At 74.1% G+C, this 21,546-nt stretch carries 21 protein-coding genes; 6 read left to right on the plus strand and 15 right to left on the minus strand.

From position 1 onward, the window contains the following. Positions 1 to 36 precede the first annotated feature (36 nt). The 4 genes from Q1A09_RS21795 to Q1A09_RS21810 form a co-directional block, all read right to left on the minus strand. A complete protein-coding gene (locus Q1A09_RS21795; protein WP_299960216.1) occupies positions 37 to 1,545 on the minus strand; it encodes an alpha-N-arabinofuranosidase in 1,509 nt (502 codons plus the stop codon). Next, the gene (locus tag Q1A09_RS21800; protein ID WP_299960219.1) at positions 1,545 to 2,564 is read right to left on the minus strand and encodes an acetylxylan esterase; all 1,020 of its coding nucleotides are present in this window, start codon (positions 2,562 to 2,564) and stop codon (positions 1,545 to 1,547) included. The genes Q1A09_RS21795 and Q1A09_RS21800 overlap by 1 nt, the downstream gene beginning before the upstream one ends. After that, a complete protein-coding gene (locus tag Q1A09_RS21805; protein WP_299960222.1) occupies positions 2,564 to 4,906 on the minus strand; it encodes a glycoside hydrolase family 3 N-terminal domain-containing protein in 2,343 nt (780 codons plus the stop codon). Before Q1A09_RS21805 ends, Q1A09_RS21800 begins: the two co-directional genes overlap by 1 nt. 124 nt (positions 4,907 to 5,030) lie before the next feature. Then, positions 5,031 to 6,302, minus strand: a complete 1,272-nt coding sequence (locus tag Q1A09_RS21810) for an endo-1,4-beta-xylanase (RefSeq protein ID WP_299960225.1) — start codon at positions 6,300 to 6,302, stop codon at positions 5,031 to 5,033. A 135-nt stretch (positions 6,303 to 6,437) separates the two neighbouring features. Between Q1A09_RS21810 and Q1A09_RS21815 the strand changes: the two genes are divergently transcribed. From Q1A09_RS21815 to Q1A09_RS21830, 4 genes are read left to right on the plus strand one after another with little or no spacing between them, the layout of a single operon-like run. Then, on the plus strand, positions 6,438 to 7,706 hold the full coding sequence (locus tag Q1A09_RS21815; RefSeq protein WP_299960228.1) for an extracellular solute-binding protein: 1,269 nt from the start codon (positions 6,438 to 6,440) through the stop codon (positions 7,704 to 7,706). A 7-nt stretch (positions 7,707 to 7,713) separates the two neighbouring features. Next, the gene (locus tag Q1A09_RS21820; protein WP_299960231.1) at positions 7,714 to 8,697 is read left to right on the plus strand and encodes a carbohydrate ABC transporter permease; all 984 of its coding nucleotides are present in this window, start codon (positions 7,714 to 7,716) and stop codon (positions 8,695 to 8,697) included. Between the two features lie 37 nt (positions 8,698 to 8,734). Beyond that, positions 8,735 to 9,571 carry a carbohydrate ABC transporter permease gene (locus tag Q1A09_RS21825; protein WP_299960234.1) on the plus strand — a complete coding sequence of 279 codons (837 nt, stop codon included), beginning with the start codon at positions 8,735 to 8,737 and terminating at the stop codon, positions 9,569 to 9,571. 43 nt (positions 9,572 to 9,614) lie between these two features. Then, complete coding sequence (locus Q1A09_RS21830; protein ID WP_299960237.1) at positions 9,615 to 10,706, plus strand: LacI family DNA-binding transcriptional regulator; 1,092 nt, start codon at positions 9,615 to 9,617, stop codon at positions 10,704 to 10,706. Positions 10,707 to 10,773: 67 nt separating this feature from the next. Here Q1A09_RS21830 and Q1A09_RS21835 read toward each other — a convergent pair whose 3' ends face one another. The 6 genes from Q1A09_RS21835 to Q1A09_RS21860 form a co-directional block, all read right to left on the minus strand. Further along, positions 10,774 to 11,613 (minus strand): pseudouridine synthase, encoded by an 840-nt coding sequence (locus Q1A09_RS21835; protein ID WP_299960241.1) that lies wholly within the window; start codon positions 11,611 to 11,613, stop codon positions 10,774 to 10,776. Between the two features lie 183 nt (positions 11,614 to 11,796). Further along, complete coding sequence (scpB, locus tag Q1A09_RS21840) at positions 11,797 to 12,762, minus strand: SMC-Scp complex subunit ScpB (protein WP_299960244.1); 966 nt, start codon at positions 12,760 to 12,762, stop codon at positions 11,797 to 11,799. Further along, a complete protein-coding gene (locus Q1A09_RS21845; RefSeq protein ID WP_299960246.1) occupies positions 12,759 to 13,604 on the minus strand; it encodes a ScpA family protein in 846 nt (281 codons plus the stop codon). The genes scpB and Q1A09_RS21845 overlap by 4 nt, the downstream gene beginning before the upstream one ends. Positions 13,605 to 13,647: 43 nt before the next feature. Continuing rightward, positions 13,648 to 13,974 (minus strand): hypothetical protein, encoded by a 327-nt coding sequence (locus Q1A09_RS21850; protein WP_299960249.1) that lies wholly within the window; start codon positions 13,972 to 13,974, stop codon positions 13,648 to 13,650. Positions 13,975 to 14,069: 95 nt separating this feature from the next. Further along, a complete protein-coding gene (locus Q1A09_RS21855; RefSeq protein WP_299960251.1) occupies positions 14,070 to 14,591 on the minus strand; it encodes a hypothetical protein in 522 nt (173 codons plus the stop codon). Positions 14,592 to 14,637: 46 nt separating this feature from the next. Next, complete coding sequence (locus Q1A09_RS21860) at positions 14,638 to 15,558, minus strand: ParA family protein (protein ID WP_299960254.1); 921 nt, start codon at positions 15,556 to 15,558, stop codon at positions 14,638 to 14,640. A 295-nt stretch (positions 15,559 to 15,853) separates the two neighbouring features. Between Q1A09_RS21860 and Q1A09_RS21865 the strand changes: the two genes are divergently transcribed. Then, positions 15,854 to 16,582: an arginase family protein gene (locus tag Q1A09_RS21865; RefSeq protein ID WP_299960257.1), complete on the plus strand. Its 729-nt coding sequence runs from the start codon at positions 15,854 to 15,856 to the stop codon at positions 16,580 to 16,582. Positions 16,583 to 16,584: 2 nt separating this feature from the next. Here Q1A09_RS21865 and xerD read toward each other — a convergent pair whose 3' ends face one another. From xerD to Q1A09_RS21885, 4 genes are all read right to left on the minus strand, one after another. Beyond that, positions 16,585 to 17,562: a site-specific tyrosine recombinase XerD gene (xerD, locus tag Q1A09_RS21870; RefSeq protein ID WP_299960259.1), complete on the minus strand. Its 978-nt coding sequence runs from the start codon at positions 17,560 to 17,562 to the stop codon at positions 16,585 to 16,587. Continuing rightward, a complete protein-coding gene (gene ald, locus Q1A09_RS21875) occupies positions 17,541 to 18,656 on the minus strand; it encodes an alanine dehydrogenase (RefSeq protein WP_299960262.1) in 1,116 nt (371 codons plus the stop codon). Before ald ends, xerD begins: the two co-directional genes overlap by 22 nt. 163 nt (positions 18,657 to 18,819) lie before the next feature. Beyond that, positions 18,820 to 19,416 carry a dihydrofolate reductase family protein gene (locus Q1A09_RS21880; RefSeq protein WP_299960265.1) on the minus strand — a complete coding sequence of 199 codons (597 nt, stop codon included), beginning with the start codon at positions 19,414 to 19,416 and terminating at the stop codon, positions 18,820 to 18,822. Further along, positions 19,413 to 20,345, minus strand: a complete 933-nt coding sequence (locus Q1A09_RS21885) for a helix-turn-helix domain-containing protein (protein ID WP_299960268.1) — start codon at positions 20,343 to 20,345, stop codon at positions 19,413 to 19,415. Before Q1A09_RS21885 ends, Q1A09_RS21880 begins: the two co-directional genes overlap by 4 nt. A gap of 120 nt (positions 20,346 to 20,465) precedes the next feature. On the opposite strand from Q1A09_RS21885, the gene Q1A09_RS21890 reads away from it, so the two are divergent. Then, complete coding sequence (locus Q1A09_RS21890; protein WP_299960271.1) at positions 20,466 to 21,110, plus strand: hypothetical protein; 645 nt, start codon at positions 20,466 to 20,468, stop codon at positions 21,108 to 21,110. On the opposite strand, the gene Q1A09_RS21895 is transcribed toward Q1A09_RS21890, so the two are convergent. Further along, complete coding sequence (locus Q1A09_RS21895; RefSeq protein ID WP_299960277.1) at positions 21,095 to 21,508, minus strand: heme-binding protein; 414 nt, start codon at positions 21,506 to 21,508, stop codon at positions 21,095 to 21,097. The genes Q1A09_RS21890 and Q1A09_RS21895 overlap by 16 nt on opposite strands. Between the last annotated feature and the right edge of the window lie 38 nt (positions 21,509 to 21,546).

A 21,546-nucleotide genomic window follows, 5' to 3' on the forward strand; every position in this document is an offset into this window, starting at 1 on the left:
GGGACCGCTCGTCCCGGCACGTCCCGGCGGGGGTGCTCAGCGGAGGGACACCGCCGTCCACGAGACCGGCGGGAGGGTCACGCGCAGGGTGCCGTCGGCCAGCGTCGCCCGCGGGTTCGGCCGCAGCCCGACCCGGTCGGGCTGCTCGCTGGTGTTCGCCGCGTGCGGGTCGGGGTCCGACAGCGTCAGTGCCTCCTCGACGGTGCCCACGCCCAGCGCCGACACGTCCACCGAGACCTCGGCCTCCTCGGACTGCGACCGGTTCACCAGGAACAGCGCCGCCGTGCCCGCCTCGACGTCCGCGGTGGCCGCGGCGTCGACCAGCGGCACGTCACCGTGCTCGGCCGTGACGTGGCTCGGGCCCTCGACGTCCAGCTGGAGGGCGACGCCCCGCGCCAGCCGGGAGGTGGTCGCGAAGGGGAAGAACGTCGTCTTGCGCCACGCCGGCCCCTGCGGCTCGGCGGCGATGGGTGCGATCACGTTGACCAGCTGGGCCATCGAGGCGCTGGTCACCCGGTCGGCGTGGCGGATCAGCGACATGAGGACGTTGCCGACGACGACGGCGTCGGCCACGGTGTAGGGCTCCTCGCTGATGGCCGGCGCGACCGGCCAGTCGTCGATCCGCGTGGGCAGTCCCGCCTGGACCCTCGAGGCGTACCAGACGTTCCACTCGTCGAAGGAGATGTCGATCCGCTTCGGGCTCTTGCGCACCGACCGGACGTGGTCGGCGGTGGCGACGACGGTCTCGATGAAGTGGTCGGTGTCGGTCGCCGACGCCAGGAAGGAGTCCAGGTCGCCGTCCTTCTCCTCGTAGTAGGCGTGGCAGGAGATGAAGTCGACGTCGTCGTAGGCGTGGGTGAGCACCACCCGCTCCCACTCCCCGAAGCTGGGCATGCCCGCACCCGACGAGCCGCAGGCGACGAGCTCGAGGTCCGGGTCGACCTGGCGCATGGCCTTGGCGGTCCGGGAGGCGAGCTTGCCGTAGTCCTCGGCGGAGAGCTGGCCGAGCTGCCAGGGCCCGTCCATCTCGTTGCCCAGGCACCACATCCGCACGTCGAAGGGCTGCGTGCGCCCGTTGCGAATCCGCTGCTCGGCCAGCGCCGTGCCGGCGGGCACGTTGGTGTACTCCAGCAGGTCGAGTGCCTCGAGCGTGCCGCGGGTGCCGAGGTTGACGGCGAGCATCAGCTCGGCGCCGACCTGCTCCAGCCACGCGGCGAACTCGTGCAGGCCGACCTCGTTGGTCTCCGTGCTGTGCCAGGCCAGGTTGAGCCGCACCGGACGCTGGCTGCGCGGTCCGACGCTGTCCTCCCACCGGAACCCGGAGACGAAGTTGCCGCCGGGGTACCGGACCGTCGTCACCCCCAGCTCCTTCACCAGGTCCAGTACGTCCCGGCGGAAGCCGTCCCCGTCCGCCGTCGGGTGCGCCGGCTCGTGGATGCCGCCGTACACCCCGCGGCCCATGTGCTCGACGAAGGCACCGAACAGCCGCCGGGACACCGGGCCCACCGGTCGCGCCGGGTCCAGCGTGAGCCGTGCGCGGAGCATCAGACCTCCTGCGAGGACGCGGGAGCCGGCTCGGCCGCCGCTGGGTCGGAGAGCAGGTCGCGCAGCCAGGTGAGCTGCTCCCGCTGCTGGTGGAACTGGCCGCCCTCGTGGTCGTTGAACGGGTAGACCCGGATGTCCTTGCGGCCGGCGTAGGCGTTGTAGGCCGCGAACACCGTGGACGGCGGGCAGATCTGGTCCATCAGGGCCACGGAGAACAGCGCCGGCGCCGAGGCCCGGCGGGCGAGCACCGCGCCGTCGAAGTAGCTCAGCGTCGCGAAGACGCGGTCGACGCGGTCGCGGTGGGCCTTGAGGTACCGGACCAGCTCCCCGTACGGGTCCCCCGGGGCGATGCGCGCGGCGCGCGGGAAGTCGCAGAGGAACGGCACGTCGGGCATGACCGCCCGCACCCCCGGCGCGAGCGCCGAGACGGCCAGCGCGATGCCGCCGCCCTGGCTGATGCCGGCGGCCGCGACCCGGTCGCCGTCGACCTCGGGGTGACCGCGCAGCACCGCCACGGCCCGGACGGCGTCGGTGTAGACCCGCCGGTAGTAGTACTCCTGCGGCGACAGCACGCCCCGGGTCAGGAACCCCGGCTGCGCGGCGGCCGAGCCCACCGGGTCACCGGTGTCCCCCACCGTCCAGCCGCTGCCCTGGCCACGGGTGTCGACGACCAGCTGGGCGAACCCGGCCGAGGCCCAGAAGACGTGTTCGTGCGGCAGCCCCCGGCCACCGTTGTAGCCCTGGAACTGGACGACCCCGGGCAGCGGCGCGTCCCCGCGCAGCGCGCGGGCGGGCAGGTGCAGCCAGGCGTGCACCGGCGAGCCCCCCGCCCCGGCGAACGACACGTCGAGGGTCTCGACGGTCGTCAGCCCGGAGTCGACCGGCGTCCATGAGGCGTCCAGCGGCCACCGACCCGCCTCCTGCAGGGTGCCGTCCCAGAACTCCTGCAGGTCGTCGGGCGCCGGCAGGTGCGGGGTGTAGCGCCGGAGCTCCTCCAGGGGCAGGTCGGTGTGCGGCATCAGCCGTCGCGCCGGTGGTCGACCGCCGTCTCGGGGTGCAGCTGCCGGTCGAACCCGACGGTGCGGCGGCTGCCGGTGAGGGTGCACCGGAGGACCTGCCGCACGTCGGTGCTCGACGCGCCCACCCGGAGCTCCACCTCGCCCGGCTCGACGATCCGCGCACCCGCCCGGCCGGTGAAGGAGGTGAGGTCGGCGTGCAGCCGGAAGCGCACGGTCGCCGCGCCGCCCGCCGCGAGGTCGACCCGCTGGGCGGCCATCAGCGCCTGCACGGGCCGGACCACCTCGGCGGCGACGTCGTGCAGGTAGACCTGCACCACCTCGGTGACCTCCCGGTCGGTGTCGTTGCGGAGCTCGACCTCCACCTCGGTGGTCCCGGCGGTGTCCCACTCCGCACCGGTGCCCAGCCGGACGTCGCCCCAGGTGGCCGAGCCGTACCCCAGGCCGTAGCCGAAGGGGAAGAGCGGCGTCGGGTCGACGCTGCTCACGTCGGTCTGCCGGCCGAGCGCCGCAGCGAGGTAGGTCCCCGGCTGACTGCTGCCGGCGCGGGGGAAGCTGACCGGCAGCCGGCCCGACGGGCCGACCCGGCCGCTGAGGACGTCGGCGATCGCCGGGCCGCCCTCCTCGCCGGGGAAGAACCCGCACACCACCGCGGCGAGCCGGTCGACCTGCCGGGACAGCTCGTACGGGCGGCCGACCAGCAGGACGAGCACCACCGGGGTGCCGGTCGCCAGCAGTGCCTCCAGCAGCTCCTCCTGGCGACCCGGCAGGCGGAGGTCGACGGCGTCGCAGCCCTCGCCGGAGGTGCCGTTGCCGAACAGCCCAGCCTGGTCGCCGAGGACGGCGACGCACACGTCGGCCTCGGCGGCCGCGCGTGCGGCGGCCGCGATCGCCTCGTCGTCGCCGCCCACCACCGGGCAGCCCTGCGCGACCACGACGTCGTACGCCTCCGGTGCGGCCTTCATCGCCTCGGCGAGCGTCGGGATGTCGACGCCCACCGGCACCTCCGGGTGGTGCACGCCCACGTGCATCGGGAAGGAGTAGCAGCCGAGCATCGCCTGGGCGGTGTCCGCACGGGGACCCACCACCGCCAGCTTCGCCCCGGCCTGCAGCGGCAGCGTCCCGTCGTTGGCCAGCAGCACGACCGAGCGGCGGGCGAGGTCGCCGGCCACCGCCCGTGACTCCTCGGAGTCCAGCGAGACGGCCCCGTCCAGGACGGCCGGCGAGTCGGGCGACCAGTCGGCGTCGAGCAGACCGAGCTCGCACTTCTGCAGCAGCACCCGGCGCAGCGCCCGGTCGACCAGTGCCTCGTCCACCGCACCGGCGCGGACCGCCTCCACCAGCGGCTGGCCGTAGCAGGCCACCGTGGGCAGCTCCACGTCGATCCCGGCCTCGAGGGCGAGCGCGGCCGCCTCCCCGGGCGAGCCGGCGACACCGTGCAGGGCCTGCAGGAAGGCGATCGAGAAGTAGTCGGCGACGACCGTGCCGGTGAACCCGTACGTCTCCCGGAGCAGCGACGTCAGCAGCGCCGGGTCGCCCGCCGAGGGGACGCCGTCGACGTCGGTGTAGGAGTTCATCACCGACCGCGCCCCGGCCTTGAGGGCCATCTCGAACGGCGGCAGGAACACGTCGGCGATCTCCCGCGGCCCGGCGGAGACCGGGGCGAGGTTGCGGCCGGCCCGCGAGGCGGAGTAGCCCACGAAGTGCTTGAGCGTCGCGACGATCCCGCTGGACTCCAGGCCGCGGACGTAGGCGCTGCCGATCGTGCCGACCAGGTGCGGGTCCTCGCCCATGGTCTCCTCGACCCGGCCCCAGCGCAGGTCACGGGCCACGTCGAACACCGGGGCCAGCCCCTGGTGGACGCCGAGCCGGCGCATGTTGTCCCCGATCAGGGCACCCATCCGCTGCACGAGCTCCGGGTCGAAGCTGGCCGCCCAGCACAGCGGTGACGGGAACACCGTCGCCGTCCACGCGGCCAGGCCGGTGAGGCACTCCTCGTGCACCAGCGCCGGGATGCCGAAGCGGCCCGCGGCCATGATCTGCCGCTGGCTCTCCGCCAGCCCCTTGGCCCCCACCAGCGGGTCCACCGGGGCGGTGCCGAACGGCCGGGTCAGCTGACCGAGTCCGCTGCGGATCAGCTCCTCCCAGTCGACCGGCGCCGCGGCCATCTCGTGCTGGTGCGGGGCGACCTCACCCCCGGTGGCGTCGATGCCCACCCACACGCCGTAGAGCTGCGCGACCTTCTCCTCCAGGGTCATGCGGCCGAGGAGGTCCGCCACCCTGTCCTCGGACCGGGCGTCCGCGTCGCGCCAGAGCGCAGGGCCGTTGTCGACGTTCGTGACCATGCTTGGGAGAGTCCGTCCTGTGTCGTCGTTGCTGGTGCGGCGACCCGAGGGCCGCGGTGCCGGGGACGGCCGCGGCGGGCGTCACGCCCGCCCCATCCTGCCCGGCACCAGGGTGGGGTGCCGGTCAGGGGAGAGTGACCACCGGCGTCGGCGCGTCGGGTCGCAGCTGCCAGGAGGCGGTGCCGCCGGCCGCGGAGATCGAGTACCGGCCGGCCCAGCCACGCACGGCCACCCGGCCCTCGCCGTCGGTCCGCAGCCGGGTCGGAGCCAGCCACCAGTCGTCCTTGACCAGGCCGCGGAGGGCGTCGTACGCGGGCTTGGGCGTGCCGTCGGCGCGCACGAGCCCGGCGGGGGCACCGAGCCAGGCGCCCCGGTCGGTGATCCCCCAGTAGGTCACGGCCTGCACCGCGGGGTGGGCGAGCAGGCTCCGGTAGTGCCGGACGACGTCCTCGGCCTGCCGCTCCTCACCGGCCGTGGTGGAGGGCCACTCGGCGACCCGGTGGTCGTTGAGGTCCACGATCTCGGGCGGCATCAGGTCGCCGGAGACCAGGGTGGTCTCGGTCCAGTGCAGCGGCAGCCCGTAGCGGGCGAACCGGTCGCAGATCTCCTGCGTCCGCTCCTCGCCCCAGTAGCCCTGGTGCATGTGGCTCTGCAGGCCGATCGCGTCCACCTGGACCCCGGCCTCCAGGACCCCCTCGATCAGGCACTCGTAGGCCGTGCCCAGGTTGAAGTCGTTGAGCACCAGTCTCGTGGCCGGGTCGGCCCCGCGCGCCTCGTCGAAGGCGAGCCGGATGGTGGGGATCCGCCCGATGCGCCGGCACAGCCGGGTGATCGCGTTCTGCCGCTCCTCGTTGGCGAACACCGGCATGATCACGACCTCGTTGATCGCGTCCCAGGTGTCGACCAGACCGGCGAGGGAGCCGACCTCCCGCCGCACCCGCGCCCGCACGATCTCCTCGGCCTCGGCGTCGGGGTGCTCCCGCAGCCAGTCCGGGGCCAGCGTGTGCCAGACCAGTGGATGGCCCTTGACCGATACGCCCCGGTCACGGAACCACCGGGCGGCAGCCTGCAGGCGGGCGGTGTCCGGCTGCCCCTCCACCGGTTCGAACCCGGCCCAGTAGAAGGGCAGCGTCGCGGTGTTGAACACGTCGAGGAACAGCTGCTCGAGCCGTCCGGCGACCTCGGGGTCGGCGCCGCCGAAGACGTCCTCCCGGCCCGCCCCCTGCTCCTCGTTGGCCAGCCCGACGAAGTCGAACCCGATGTTGCCGAAGGCGAACTCGTGCCCGACCTGCTCGACCAGCACCTCGCTGTCGGCGACCGGTGAACCGTCGGCGCGCTGGACGGTGAGGGTGGCGTCGATCGATCGGACCGCATGGACGGCAGTGTCGGTGGTCACGTTCGAAATCGTTATCGACATCGATTGACAACGCAAGTCTCCGCTGCGACCTTCGACAACGTGTTGCACGCCACGTCGGCGTGCGAAATGACGAAGGGGTCAGACATGCGGCGTTCGGGGCGAGCAGCTCTCACGGTGCTGTGCAGCAGCGCGGTGCTGCTGACGGCCACTGCCTGTGGTGGCGGTGGCGACAGCAGCTCAGCGAGTGGTGACGGGGACGACACGATCACCTGGTGGCACAACTCCAACAACGAGCCCGGCCGGGGTTACTACGAGCAGGTGGCCGCGGACTTCGAGGAGGCCAACCCGGGGACCCAGGTCGAGGTCGTGGCCATGGCCCACGAGGACATGGTCGACCGGCTGGCGGCCGCCTTCCAGAGCGGTGACCTGCCGGACGTGTACATGGAGCGCGGTGGCGGCGAGCTCGCCGACCACGTGGAGGCCGGCCTGGTCCAGGACCTCTCCGACGAGGTCCCCGACACGATCGAGACGCTCGGCGGCAACGTGTCCGGGTGGCAGGTCGACGGCCAGACCTACGCGCTGCCGTTCTCCGTCGGCGTCGTCGGCTTCTGGTACAACACCGCGCTCTTCGAGCAGGCCGGCATCACCGAGGCGCCCGAGACGATGGAGGACCTCTACGCCGCCATCGACCAGCTGAAGGCCGCGGGCATCACGCCCATCTCGGTCGGCGCGGGCGACAAGTGGCCGGCCGCCCACTACTGGTACTACACGGCGCTGCGGGCCTGCGGCCAGGACGTCCTCGAGGACGCGGTCACCAGCCTCGACTTCACCGACGAGTGCTTCGTGCAGGCCGGCGAGGTCCTGGCGGAGCTGCTGGACACCGAGCCGTTCAACCCCGGCTTCCTCACCACGCCGGCGCAGGAGGGCGCCTCCTCCGCCTCCGGCCTGCTGGCCACCGACCAGGTCGCGATGGAGCTGGCCGGACACTGGGAGCCCGGCGTCATGCAGGGCCTGACCGATGACGGTGCGGGCCTGGGCGAGAACACCGGCTGGTTCGCCTTCCCGGAGATCGAGGGTGGCGCGGGCGACCCCGAGGCACAGCTCGGCGGTGGCGACGCGTGGGCCGTCTCGACCGGCGCCACCGACGGGTCGGTCGACCTCGTCGAGTACCTCCTCTCCGACGAGGTGCAGACCGGGTTCGCGGAGAACGACATGGGTCTCCCGACCAACCCGGCCGCCACGGGCGCCGTCTCCGACCCGGCGCTCGCCCAGCTGCTCGAGGTCCGCGACGCGTCCCCGTACATCCAGCTCTACTTCGACACCGCCTTCGGCGCGTCGATCGGTGGCGCGATGAACGACTCGATCGCCCTGCTGTTCGCCGACCAGGCAACCCCGCAGGACATCGTGGACGCGACCATGCAGGCCGCCGAACTGGAGAAGTGACCCACCGATGACCGAAGTGACCGCTGCGCCGGCGGCGACGTCCACCGGCGCAGCGGTCACCCGGGGCGGCGGAGACGCCTCCCGGGTGACCGACCGTCGCCGGGGCGGGAAGCGCCGGCAGCGCCTCGAGATTCTGCTGTTCGTGACGCCAGCCCTCGCGTTGATGGCGCTGTTCGTCCTCTACCCGGTCTACTCCGCAGCCCGGATGTCGCTGTACAACTGGAAGGGCTTCGGCCCGATGGTCGACTTCGCCGGCCTGGACAACTACGCGCGCGTGCTGCGCGACGAGGTGTTCACCGACGCGGTCGTGCACAACTTCATCATCGTCTTCGCCTCCATCGCGGTGCAGCTGCCGCTGGGCCTGGCGCTGGCGCTGCTGCTCAACCGCCGCATCCGGGGCCGCGGCCTGCTGCGCACGGTCGTCTTCGTCCCGTACGTGCTGGCCGAGGTGATCGCCGGTGTCGTGTGGTTCCAGCTGCTGCAGCCCCGCACCGGGCTCCTGGAGCAGATCGTGTCCGGGGTCGGGCTCCCGGTACCCGAGCAGGGGTTCCTGGGCACCCCCGACCTGGCACTGGCCACCGTCTTCGTCGTCCTGACGTGGAAGTACCTCGGCCTGGCCGTGCTGCTCTTCCTCGCCGGGCTCCAGGGCGTCCCGGACGAGCTGCACGAGGCTGCCCAACTGGACGGCGCCTCGTGGTGGCAGGTGCAGCGCCGGATCGCCGTCCCGCTGCTCGCGCCCACCATCCGCACCTGGGTCTTCCTGTCGATGATCGGCTCGCTGCAGCTGTTCGACATGGTCTGGATCCTCACCGGCGGGGGGCCCGCGAACGCCACGACCACGATGGTCACCTACCTGATCAGCATGGGCACCCAGCGCAGCAACTACGGGATCGCGGGCGCGGCATCCGTCGTGCTCTTCCTCATCGGCTTCGCCCTGGCGCTGGCCTACCAGGTCCTGGTGCTGCGCCGCGACACGAAGGTCGACGCATGAACCGGGTGCAGCAGGCACCGCGAGGAGGACAGCGCTGATGGCACGGCGAGCGAACGCGTACGGACGGGGTGGCCCGTTCGTCTACCTGGTGGCGCTCCTGGTCGTGGCGGTCACGCTCGGGCCGGTGCTGTACGGCGCCCTCGGCGGCTTCCGCAGCAACGCCCAGCTGGCCCGCGACCCCGCCGGGCTGCCCGACCCGTGGGTGTTCAGCAACTACACCAACGTCCTCAGCAACCCGGCGTTCTGGCGGTACACGCTCAACTCGACCGCGATCGCCCTCATCACCACGGTGGTCGCCGTGATCGCCGGCGTGATGGCCGCCTATCCCCTGGCGCGCTACCAGTTCAAGCTCCGGGAGCCGCTGTTCCTGGTCTTCGTGCTGGGGCTGCTCTTCCCGGCTGCGGTGGCCATCATCCCGCTGTTCATCCTCGTGACCCAGGACCTGGGGATGGGCGACACCTGGTTGGGCGTCGCGCTGCCGCAGGCGGCGTTCGCACTGCCGGTCACGGTGGTGATCCTGCGGCCGTTCCTGGCAGCACTCCCCAAGGAGCTCGAGGAGGCCGCCACGCTCGACGGCGCCGGCCGCGTGGGCATCTTCTGGCGGATCGCGGTCCCGCTGTCGATGCCGGCCCTGGTCACGGTCGGGGTCCTCGCGTTCGTCACCTCCTGGAACGCCTACCTCCTCCCGCTGCTCCTGCTGCGGGGCGAGACGCGCACCCTGCCGCTGGGCGTGGCCGACTTCTCCACCCAGTACTCCGCCGACACCGCGGGCGTCCTCGCCTTCACCACGATCGCGATGATCCCGGCGCTCATCCTGTTCCTCGCGATGCAGGGACGCATCGTCAGCGGGCTGCAGGGCGCGGTGAAGGGATGAGCCGGGCACCCGGGACCGGGTTCGGCGCAGGAGAGGGTGGTCGGTGAAGCTCGACTCGACGCCGGACGGCGTCGTCCCGGCCCTGCTCGTGGGCGGTGGGGCCGGCACGACGACCCCCGCGCCCCCGCTGCGCGGCAGGGTGACCATGCAGCAGGTCGCCGCGGAGGCCGGTGTCTCGATCTCCACCGTGTCGAAGGTGATCAACGGACGGTACGGCGTCTCGTCGGACACCATCGACCACGTCACCCGGGTGATCGACCGGCTCGGGTACGAGGCGAGCCTGGTCGCGCGCAGCCTGCGCAACCGTCGCACCAACGTCATCGGCGTGCTCGTGATGGACTTCGAGCCCTTCAGCACCGAGGTCCTCAAGGGCGTGGCCGATGCCATCCACGGCACCGGCTACGAGCTGATCGCGTACTCCGCCGGTGGTCACGTGGAGGCGCGGGAGGGCTGGGAACGGCGCTCGCTCACCCGGTTGATGGCGACCCTGGTCGACGGTGCCGTGCTGGTCACCCCGACCGTCACCGACGTGCAGGCCGACGGCCCGGTGGTGGCGGTCGACCCGCAGGCCGGACCGTCCGCGCTGCCGGCCGTGGCCGCGGACAGCCTCCAGGGCGCCCGGCTCGGGGTCGAGCACCTGCTCGAGCTCGGGCACACCCGGATCGGCATGATCACCGGCCGCTCGGACCTGATGTCCGCGCAGCAACGGGAGCAGGGCTACCGCGAGGCGATGACGGCGGCGGGACTGCCGGTCGACGAGACGCTCATGCCCTCCGGCGGGTTCGAGCCGGCCCTCTCGCGCCTGGCGGCCCGTGAGCTGCTGTCGCGGGCCGACCGTCCGACCGCGGTCTTCGCGGCGAACGACCTCTCCGCGCTGGCGACGCTGGAGGTCGCGCGGGAGCTGGGCATCGACGTGCCCGGTGAGCTGTCGGTCGTCGGCTTCGACAACATCCCGGAGTCGGTGCTCGCCGAGCCGTCGTTGACCACCGTGCAGCAGCCGATCCGCCGGATGGGCCAGGAGGCCACCGAGATGCTCCTCGCCCTGATCTCCGGCGAGGACGTCCACGACCTGGACCGGACCCTGAGCACCTCGCTGGTGCTGCGCTCGTCCACGGCGCCACCCGGGGTCCGCTGACCCGACCCGCACCGCTGCGACCGCCCTCGGCCCCGGCCCCGATGACTCGGGGCCGGGGCCGGGGCCGTCAGAGGCCGACGAGCTCGTGCAGGGCGCCGACCTCGGTGCGGGTGAGCTTGCGGATGGTGCCGCTGCGCATCCGGGCCAGCTCGATCGGGCCGACCGCGGTACGGGTGAGCCGGTTGACCGGCAGGCCGACCTCGGCCAGCAGCCGCCGGACGATGTGCTTGCGCCCCTCGTGCAGCACCACCTCGACCACCGACTGCCCGGCGTGGGTGTCCATGACCTGGAACGAGTCGACCTTGACCGGGCCGTCCTCCAGCTCGACGCCCTTGCGCAGCCGCTTGGCCATGTCCCGCGGCACCGAGCCACTGACCTGGGCCAGGTAGGTCTTCTTCACCTCGTAGGAGGGGTGGGCCAGCCGATGGGCCAGCTCCCCGTCGGTGGTGAGCAGCAGCAGGCCCTCGGTGTCCTGGTCGAGCCGGCCGACGTGCACCAGCCCGGTGGCCAGGTCGCCCATCATCTCCCCGACGCATGGCCGGTTGCGGTCGTCGCTCATCGAGGTGATCACGCCGAAGGGCTTGTTCATCGCGTAGCTGACCTTGTCGTTGCGGATGTCGATCCGCCGGCCGTCGACCGCGATGACCACGGTGTCGGGGTCGACCCGCATGCCCTGCACCCGCACGACCTGACCGTCGACCGAGATGCGGCCCTGGTCGATCATGTCCTCGCAGACCCGGCGGGAGCCGACACCGGCCCGGGCGAGCACCTTCTGCAGCCGCTCGCCCTCACCGGCCTCGGTCTCGGTGTCCTCGGCGTCGCCGGGGTGGACCGGGGCGAGCTCCATGTCCTCGGACCAGCCCTCGCCGCCGGAGGTCGTCGACTCGTCGTCAGCTGCGGTGTTCATCGCCCCCAGTCTCCCACCCCGGCGCACCCCCTCCGACCATCGCTCGCCCGCCCGGGGTGACCGGCCCCTGCCGGCCATGTTGGCCAACATGGCCAGTAGGGCCCGGGCGGCCGGGCGGGCGAGCGGGCGAGCGGGCGAGCGGGCGGGCGGGCGGCCATGTTGGCGAACATGGCCGGGCGGAGGTCAGGCGTCGGGGTGCTCGTCGAGGAGCGAGCCGGTGTCGGGGAGGAGCGGGGCCAGCTCGGGCAGCTCGTCGAGGCCGGTGAGACCCATCCGCTCGAGGAACAGCGGCGTGGTCACGTACAGCCCGCCGCCGGTGTCCGGGTCGGCGCCGGCCTCGCGGATCAGCCCTCGGGAGACCAGCGTCCGGACGACGGCGTCCACGCCCACCCCGCGGATCGCCGACACCCGGGCGCGGGTGACCGGCTGCCGGTAGGCGATGACGGCGAGGGTCTCCAGGGCGGCCTGGGTGAGCCGGCTGCGCTGACCCTCCAGCAGGTGCCGCTCGACGACGGCGGCGTGCTCCTCCCGGGTGTAGAGCCGCCACCCCTCCCCCACCCGGCGCAGCGTGATCCCCGCCCGGCGCTCGTCGTAGTCGGCGCCCAGCGCGGCCAGCTCGCGCCGCAGCCGGGGCACCGAGCAGCGCAGCGCCGCCGCGAGTGACCCCTCGTCGACGGGTGCGTCGACGACGAAGAGCAGCGCCTCCAGCCCGCCGCGCAGCGCTCCCGGGTCGACGTCCGGCTCGTCCTGCTCGGGTCGGGGCGCGGCGGCCTCCTCCACCCGGGCCTCGGGCTCGGGGACGACGACCAGCTCCACCGGCGGTGCCGCGGGACCGCGGGCCAGCACGGGCGTCGGCGCCTCCTCGACGGTGGCCGCCTCCTCCGCCGCGGCCGGGTCCGCAGCGGCGACGTCCGGCGGCGTGGTGCCCAGGTCGGCGGCCAGCCGGGCGGCCACCGCGCCCCAGTCCTCCGCGGGGGTGGCGTCCTCCTCCAGCCCGGCGGCGACCTCGGCGGCGACGGCGTCCCAGGAGAACGGCCGCGGCTCCGGCTGTCCGGCCTGCTCCGCCTGGTCCGGCTGGACCGCCTGGTCCGCCTGGTCCGCCCGGTCCGACTGGTCCGACTGGTCCGACTGGTCCGGCCGGTCGCTCACGTGTAGTCCTCCAGGTGCTCGGCGGTGTCGGCGTCGACCTCGTCCGGCAGCCGCCCGCCGACCAGCTCGGGCCCGGTCCAGCGCACGTGCAGCTCACCCAGCGGCGACATCTGGTCGAAGGTGACCAGCTGCTGGCGGTAGAGCTCCAGCAGCGCCAGGAACCGGGCGACGACCTCCAGGGTGTGCGCGCAGTCGCCGCTCAGCGCCCGGAACGTCGCCGTCCCGGCGGTGGCGACCCGGCTGCGGACCAGCAGCAGCTGCTCGGTGACGCTGACCGCGGGGGCGTGCAGGTGGGTGACGCTGACCGTCGGTGGGGGCTTGGGCACCAGCGCCTGGTGCGCCATCGCGGCGAACTGCTCGGGGGTGACCCCGAGCAGCACCTCGGGCAGCAGGTCGGCGAACCGCTGCTCCAGGCCGACCGACCTCGGGAAGCGGCGGGACGCCTCGGCCTCGCGGCGGCGCAGGAACTCCGCGGCCCGCTTGTAGGCCCGGTACTGCAGCAGCCGGGCGAACAGCAGGTCACGCGCCTCCAGGACGGCGAGGTCCTCCTCGTCCTCCACGTCGGCGGCGGGCAGCAGCCGGGCGGCCTTGAGGTCGAGCAGGGTGGAGGCGACGACCAGGAACTCGCTGGCCTGGTCGAGGTCGAGCTGGTCGCCCAGCGCCCGCAGGTGGGCGATGAACTCGTCGGTGACCACCGAGAGCGCGATCTCGGTGACGTCGAGCTTGTGCTTGCCGATCAGCTGCAGCAGCAGGTCGAACGGGCCCTCGAAGTTGGTCAGCCGGACGGTGAACCGCCCGTCGGGCGTCGGGGCCTCCACAGCCGGGGCCAGCACCGTCGTCACGCTCCGACCCTAGACGGGCACGAAGCGCTGGTCAGCCTGCTGTTCACACCGGCCACTGCAGCCCCGTGGCCGTGATGCGCAGCGGAGCGGTGGTGTCCCGGGTGGCGATCACCTCGTCCAGGTGCACCAGCAGGAGGTTGAACCCCGCCGACTCGACCGTGTGGTCCGGCCACAGCATGTCCCGGCAGTCGCGCCCCAGCGCGGTGACGGCGGCCTCGAGGTCCGGCTCCTTGGTCCACAGCGTCACCTCGTGGTCGACCCGCCGGCCGCCGAGGCGGATCTGTACGGAACGGTTCCCGCCGTACTCGGCGTCGACCACTGCCCCGTCCATCCGGAGCCGGCGCAGCAGCTCCTCGATGAAGGGCAGCACGCTGAGACCGTAGCCGCGGGGAGCACTCCGCGTGACCATCCCCGACGGGCGACCCGACCCCGCGCGAGGCAGGCAGCCCGCGGGGTCGGGTCGGCTCAGTTCTTGCGCAGCCGGCGGACGAGGACCGAGTCCTCGCCGTGCACCTCGAGGTCGGCCAGCAGCACGGCGATCGCCTCGCGGACGATCCGGCCGCGGTCGGCGGCGACGCCGTGCTGGCCGCGCAGGGTGAGCCGGGCGGTCTCCAGGGCGAGCAGCTCCTCGGCCGAGCAGTAGACGGTGATCTTCTCCTCGTGCCTGGTGCGGCTCTTCTCCGCGCGCTGCCGGGGCGCCTTGGGCGCGGCCGCGGGCAGGGTGGCGCGGTGCGCGGCGAGCTCGTCGACGACGATCCGCGGCGCGCCGCCGTCCACGTCGGGCACCAGTGCCAGCGGCGCGGCCGGGGCGGGCGTGCCGCCGGCGGTCGGCACGGCGTCGGCGTCCCGGCTGGTGCGCAGCGCGGGCGAGGCCTGGGCGGCGGCCAGCGTCGCCAGCTCGGTGACCGGCGTCGCCGGGGCGGCCGCCGGGGTGTCGGTGCGGCGGAACAGCTCGGCGGCACCGGGCAGCACGGGGCGGCGGGTCACGCGGTCACCTCGGGGCGGGCGGTGAGGGGTGACCTCGGGGACGCGGTCACAGGGCGAGGACCTCCTTGGCCAGGTCGCGGTACGCCGCGGCGCCCGTCGACGACGGAGCCCACTGGGTGATCGGCTGCCCGGCGACGGTCGTCTCCGGGAAGCGCACCGTGCGGGTGATGACGGTCTGGAACACGGTGTCGCCGAAGGCCTCGACGACCCGGCTGAACACCTCGCGGCAGTGCACGGTCCGCGTGTCGTACATGGTGGCCAGGATCCCGGAGATCTCCAGGGACGGGTTGAGCCGCTCCTTGACCTTGTCGATGGTGTCCACCAGCAGGGCGACGCCGCGGAGGGAGAAGAACTCGCACTCCAGCGGGATGATCACGCCCTGCGCGGCGGTGAGCGCGTTGACCGTGAGCAGCCCCAGGGAGGGCTGGCAGTCGATCAGCACGTAGTCGTAGTCCTCGCGGATGGGCGCCAGCACGCGCAGCAGCGTCTGCTCGCGGGCGACCTCGCTGACCAGCTGCACCTCGGCGGCGGACAGGTCGATGTTGCTGGGCACCAGGTCCAGGCCGGGGATGCCGGTGGCGACGCGGACGTCGGCCAGCGAGGTGGCCGGCTCCATCAGCGCGTTGTAGATCGTGCGGTCCAGCCCCTGGGAGGGGACGCCGAGGCCGACCGAGAGCGCACCCTGCGGGTCGAGGTCGACCAGCAGCACCTTGCGGCCCTGCTCGACCAGCGCGGCACCCAGGTTGATCGTGGACGTCGTCTTGCCGACGCCGCCCTTCTGGTTGCACATGGCGATGACCTGCGCCGGGCCGTGCGAGCTGATCGGCTTGGGGTCGGGCAGCCGGCGTTGCCGCGCACGGGCAGGGTCGACCCGGCTCGCCGGAGCACCCATCTCGGCGCCTCCGGCCGGGTCCCCGACGTACGGGAGCCCGACGGCGGACCCCGCCGCCTCGGCTCGTGTCGACATCGCTTCTGCCTCTTCCCTGGGTCGCCGGACCGTCGTCACCGGCCGGTGACGACGGCAGGAGGACGTGCTGGCCGGCGGGGGGAAGCCGCTGGTCCGAACTCCTGCTCCCTCTCTCGGCGGGGCCGGGCGCGACCGTGACCACCTCGGGTCACCTTGTCGACAAGTTGCTGTCCGACGGCGCTCGTCCTCCCCCGAGAACGGGCTGGTGGCTGCCTGTGCTGCCCGGAGACGGCCACCAGCCCGCCCTCGACAGGAGCGAGCGGCGACCGTGACCACTCGGAGGGAACATGTCGGCATGCGGCTGCTGAGCGTCCCCCACCACCTCGACGAGCGGCTGGACCCCTTCGACCTGGGCGTGCCCGCCGACGCGTTCGTGACCGCCGACCTGCCCCCGGGCGACCTGTGGGCGCGGATGGCCGTGCTCTACGAGCAGGTGGCCGGGGCGATCGGCGCGGAACGGGTGGTGGTCGCCTCCGGTGACTGCACGACCAGCCTGGGCGTGCTGGCCGGGCTGCAGCGGGCCGGCCGGGACGTGGGCGTCGTCTGGTTCGACGCGCACGCGGACTTCCACACCGACGCCACGACCACCTCCGGCTACCTGGGCGGGATGCCGCTGGCCCTGGCGGTCGGCCGGGGTGACCTGACGCTGCCCCGGGCGCTGGGGCTGCGGCCGGTGCTGGAGTCCCGGGTGGTGCTGGTCGACGCCCGGGACACCGACCCTGGCGAGCAGCTGTTGCTGGCCGACTCCGCCGTCACCCGCAGCACCGTCGCCGACCTCCCCGGCGTCGTCCCGGACGGCGAGCTGTACGTGCACGTGGACGTCGACGTGGTGGACCTGCCGGGCCTGCGCTACCCGGCCCCGGGCGGGGTGAGCGTGGACGAGCTGCTGTCCGCGGTGCGGGCGCTCGTGGCCACCGGCCGGGTGGCGGCCGTCGGGCTGGCCGCGACCTGGCACCACCGGTTCCCCGCCGCTCCGGCGCACCGGGAGCTGGTGCGCGGCCTGCTCGCCGCCCTGGCGGGCTGAGCTCAGCGCAGTGCGCGGGGGTGGCTGGTGGCGTAGACCTCGCGCAGCCGCTCGACGGTGACCAGCGTGTAGACCTGCGTGGTGGTCACCGAGGCGTGGCCGAGCAGCTCCTGCACCACGCGGACGTCGGCCCCACCGTCGAGCAGGTGGGTGGCGAAGGAGTGCCGCAGCGTGTGCGGGGACAGCTCGGCGGAGATGCCGGCCCGCTCGGCGGCCGAGCGCAGGATCGACCAGGCGCTCTGCCGGGACAGCGGGCCGCCCCGGGCGTTGAGGAACAGCGCTCCCCCGGCCCGGCCGCCGCGCGGGGAGGACGCGGCCAGCGCGGGGCGGGCCCGCACCAGGTAGTCCTCGACGGCCTTCACCGCGTAGCTGCCGACCGGGACGACGCGCTCCTTGCCGCCCTTGCCGGCCAGCCGCACCGCCGCCGAGCCGAGGTCCAGGTCGTCGACGGCCAGCCCGACCGCCTCGGAGATGCGGGCGCCGGTGCCGTACAGCAGCTCCAGCAGCGCCCGGTCCCGCAGGCCGCGGGGCCCTTCGACCGAACCGGCGGCGGACAGCAGCGCCTCGATGTCGGCGACCGGGATCGCCTTGGGCAGCCGCCGCGCCGGGGCCGGGGGGCGCACCTCGGCCGCCACGTCGTCGGGCACCAGGCCGTCGAGCAGCGCGAACCGGTGCAGCCCCCGGACGGCGACCACGGCCCGCGCCGCCGAGGTGGCCGACAGCGGTGGGTGGTCGTCGTCGCCGGAGCGCAGTGCGGTGAGGAAGGCCGCGACGTCGGACTCCCCCACCTCGCCCAGCCCGCGGACCCCGCCGGCGGCCAGGAACTCCGCGTACCGGCGCAGGTCACGCCGGTAGGAGGCGATGGTGTTCGCCGCCAGCCCGCGCTCGACGGTCAGGTGGTCCAGGTAGCCGGTGATCGTGCGCTCGACGTCGGGGCCGGCACTGGTGGTGAGGACCGTCAGGACAGCACCTCCTGCCACGGCACCGAGGGCAGCGCGTGCGCGTCGGCCACCCCGGCGTGCACCAGCTGCCCGCCGGCCACGTTCGCCCCGCGGGCCAGCGCCGGGTCGGCGGTCAGCGCGGCCGCCGTCCCCGAGTTCGCCAGCGCCAGCACGTAGGGCAGCGTGACGTTGGTGAGGGCGTAGGTCGAGGTGTGCGGCACGGCGCCGGGCATGTTGGCCACGCAGTAGAAGACCGACTCGTGCACGCCGAACGTCGGGTCGTCGTGGGTGGTGGGCCGGGTGGACTCGAAGCAGCCGCCCTGGTCGACGGCGATGTCGACCAGCACCGAGCCGGGCTTCATCCGGGCCACCAGGTCGTCGGTGACCAGCACCGGCGCCTTCGCCCCGGCCACCAGCACGGCGCCGATCACGAGGTCGGCCTCCAGCACGGCCCGCTCCACCTCCAGGGCGTTGGACGCCACGGTCTGCAGGTGACCGCGGTACAGCCGGTCGGCGGCGCGCAGCTTCTCCAGGTCGCGGTCGAGCACGGTCACCTGCGCCTGCATGCCCAGGGCGATGGTCGCGGCGTTCATCCCGGACACCCCGGCACCCAGGACGACGACCTTGGCCGCGTGGACGCCGGAGACGCCGCCGAGCAGCACCCCGCGACCGCCCTGCGCCCGCTCCAGGGTGTGCGCACCGACCTGCGGCGCCATCCGGCCGGCGACCTCGCTCATCGGGGCCAGCAGCGGCAGTGCCCCGTTGTCGGCCTGCACCGTCTCGTAGGCGATGGCGGTGGTGCCCGAGGCGAGCAGGGCGTCGGTGCACTCGCGCGAGGCGGCCAGGTGCAGGTAGGTGAAGAGCGTCTGCCCGGCCCGCATCCGGCCGAACTCCTCGGCGACCGGCTCCTTGACCTTGAGCAGCAGGTCGGCGTCGGCCCAGACGTCGTCGGCGGTGGGCACGATCCGGGCCCCGGCGGCGGTGAAGTCGGCGTCCGGGATGGACGACCCGACGCCCGCGTCGTGCTCGACGAGCACCTCGTGCCCGGCGGCGACCAGCTCGGTCACCCCGGACGGGGTGAGCGCGACCCGGTACTCGCGGTTCTTGACCTCTCGGGCGACTCCGACCCGCATCTGCACTGACCCCCGGTCTCGGCGGGCGACCACCGGGGTGTCGGTGGTGCCACCGCGTCTGGGCGGCCCGGTCGGGGTCCGCCTCGGGCGGAGTCTAGGCACGGACGACGTCCCGGGGGTGTCACCGCACACTCCTGGCCGGTCGCCGTCCGGCCGCCGGAGGTCAGGCGCCCGGTCGGTCGTGGGCGCTGCGATGGGCAAGCACGTCGTCCATGTGGTCCTCGGCCCAGGCCTTGACGGCCCGGACGGCGTAGCGCACGCAGACGAACTCGCCGTTGCGCGCGGACTCCACGACCTCGAGCTCCACCCGCCGCGGCAGCAGCGGCGCCCCGCCGCCCAGGGTGACCGGGGCGATGGAGACCACCACCTCGTCCAGCAGGCCCCGGTCGGCGAACTGGCCGGCCAGGTCCCCGCCGCCGACCACCCAGACGTCCTTCCCCCCGGCGGCCCGGACCATCTCGGCGTGCACCCGGCCGACGTCGTCCGCGGTGGCCCGGACGTCGGCCCCCGGTGGCGGGCTGAACTCGCGGCGGGTGAACACCCAGGTGGGCCGCTCGGGCGACCAGTCGGGCTCGTGCTCGCGCACCCACCGGTGGGTGTTGCCGCCCATCGCCATCGCCCCGACCCCGGCGATGAAGGCGTCGTACCCCATCGGCCCGGCGGCGTCGCTGTCCCGGCTGAGCAGCCAGTCCAGCGAGTGGTCGGTAGTCGCGATGAAGCCGTCCAGCGAGGTGGCGGTGTAGTACACGGTGCGGGTCACGGGTTCCTCCTGCTCAGCCACTCGATCGGGTCCCCGGCGTCGACGGGGACCCCGGACGTGCGGAACCAGTGCCGGGCCAGCTGCCGCCGGTGCGCGCCGTAGGTCAGCACGTGGGCGACGACGCTGCTCAGCACGAAGCTCTCCGGCGGGTCGCACAGCGCGTCGACCAGGCGGTCGCCCCAGGCGCCGCGGCGGGAGACGTCCCGCACGAACGCCAGCCAGCGGGGCGCGGCCTCGTCGTGCCGGGCCAGCAGGACCGCCGGGTCGTCGGCGCCGCGGTGCGGGTGGTCGGCGCCCTCGACCGAGGCCAGCCACACCTCGGTGGTCCAGACGTGGTGCTCCAGCAGGGTGGCCAGCGACCCCTCCGGCCCGTCCCAGGGCAGCACCTGCAGCTCGCGGTCGCGCACCCGCCGGTACTCCTCCTCCGGCAGCTCGGCAGCGGTCACCAGCAGGGCCCGGGTGTCCTCGAGGTCGTGGTGCACCAGCAGCGCGGTCACCTCGTCGCCGCCCCGGCCCTGCGACGGGTCGGCGACCCGCAGCGAGGCCGGCGGGTGGAAGTGGATGCCGTTCGGCGCAGGCAGCCAGTGGTCGTCCCGGGCCTGGGCCGGAGCCGGGCGCCCCGGGGTGCGGCCGTAGGCCCGGGCGAAGGCGCGGCTGAAGCCCTCCACCGACTCGTAGCCGGCCGCGAAGGCCACGTCGGTGACGCTGCTCCCCTGCCCCAGCTGCCAGGCCGCGCGCTCCAGCTCCACCCGGCGGCGCAGCGCCACCGGTGACTCGCCGGCGCCCCGGCTCACCTGCCGGCTGAAGTGCCAGGGCGAGGCGTAGGCGTCCCCGGCCATCGCGGTGAGCGTGCGGTTGTCCTCGGCCAGCACGGCGTCCAGCAGCTCGCGCAGCCGGTCCCGCCCGGCGGTCGGCCGGTGCTCGGTCATGCGGGGAGTCTGTCGCGTGGCGGGCCCGGGCCGCCCGACCGTTCTTGCTCGGATCGCCGTCCCCGACGCGGTGACGGAGCATGCCGGGGGTCACCCGTCCCCCACCCGCGGAGCCGACCGATGCGCCTCTACGCCGACCACCCCGACCGCCGCACCCGCCAGCTCGCCGCCGACGTGGGGCTGCTGGTCTGGGCGGTGCTCTGGGTGCTGGTCGCCCGGGCGGTGCACGGCGCGGTCCTGGTGCTCGCCGAGCCCGGGCGGTCGCTGGCCGACCTGGGCCGGTCGATCTCGGACACCATGGGCTCGGCGGCCGGCGCGGCCGACGGCGTCCCGCTGGTCGGCGACGAGCTGGCTGCGCCCTTCGACGCCCTGGGCGAGGCCGGCGGCGCGGTCACCGGCGCAGGCCAGGACGCCGAGGACGCCGCCCGCACGCTGGCCGCCGTGCTCGCCGTCGTCCTGGTGGTGCTGCCGGTGGGCTGGCTGCTGCTGCGCTGGCTGCCCTGGCGGCTGCGCTGGCTGCGGGAGGCGGCCGCCGCGGACCGGCTCACCGGCCGGGGCCCGGAGGGGCCGGCCGACCTGGAGCTGCTGGCCGCCCGGGCGATGGCCACCGCGCCGCTCCCCCGGCTGGCCCGCCTGCCCGCCGGCACCGGGGCCGGCTGGCGGGCGGGCGACCCGGCGGCGCTGCGCGCGCTCGCCGGGCTGGAGCTCGACCGGCTCGGGCTGCGATCACCCGGCCGGCCGGACCCGGGTCAGTCGGTGCTGTAGCCGCAGGCGGCGACGGCCGCGGCACAGACGTCCTCGTCCTGCTGACCGGTGCCGCCACTGCCGCCCAGCGCCCCGACCAGGGTGCCGTCGGAGTACACCGGCACCGCGCCGGTCTGCGGGGTGAACTTCCCGTGGGTCATCGTGGTGATCGCCGAGGCGAAGTTCGGCATCGGCTCCATCTTCGCCTTCTGCGCCGCGCTGGGTGCCCCGTAGGCGGCCGCCGTCCACGCCTTGCCCTGGGCGACCTCGGCGGAGATCCACGGGGCGCCGTCCATCCGGACGAAGGCGACGAGGTGGCCGCTGGGGTCCATCACGGCGAAGGACATCGGGACGCCGAGCTTGGTCGACTCCTCGCGGGCGGACTGCAGCAGGGACAGGGCCTGGTCATGTGTCAGCACCGGCCCACCTTCGCCCGCCGCACGCTCCCGGGGCAAGC

The organism is uncultured Modestobacter sp. (genome assembly GCF_947486615.1).
GTDB lineage: Bacteria > Actinomycetota > Actinomycetes > Mycobacteriales > Geodermatophilaceae > Modestobacter.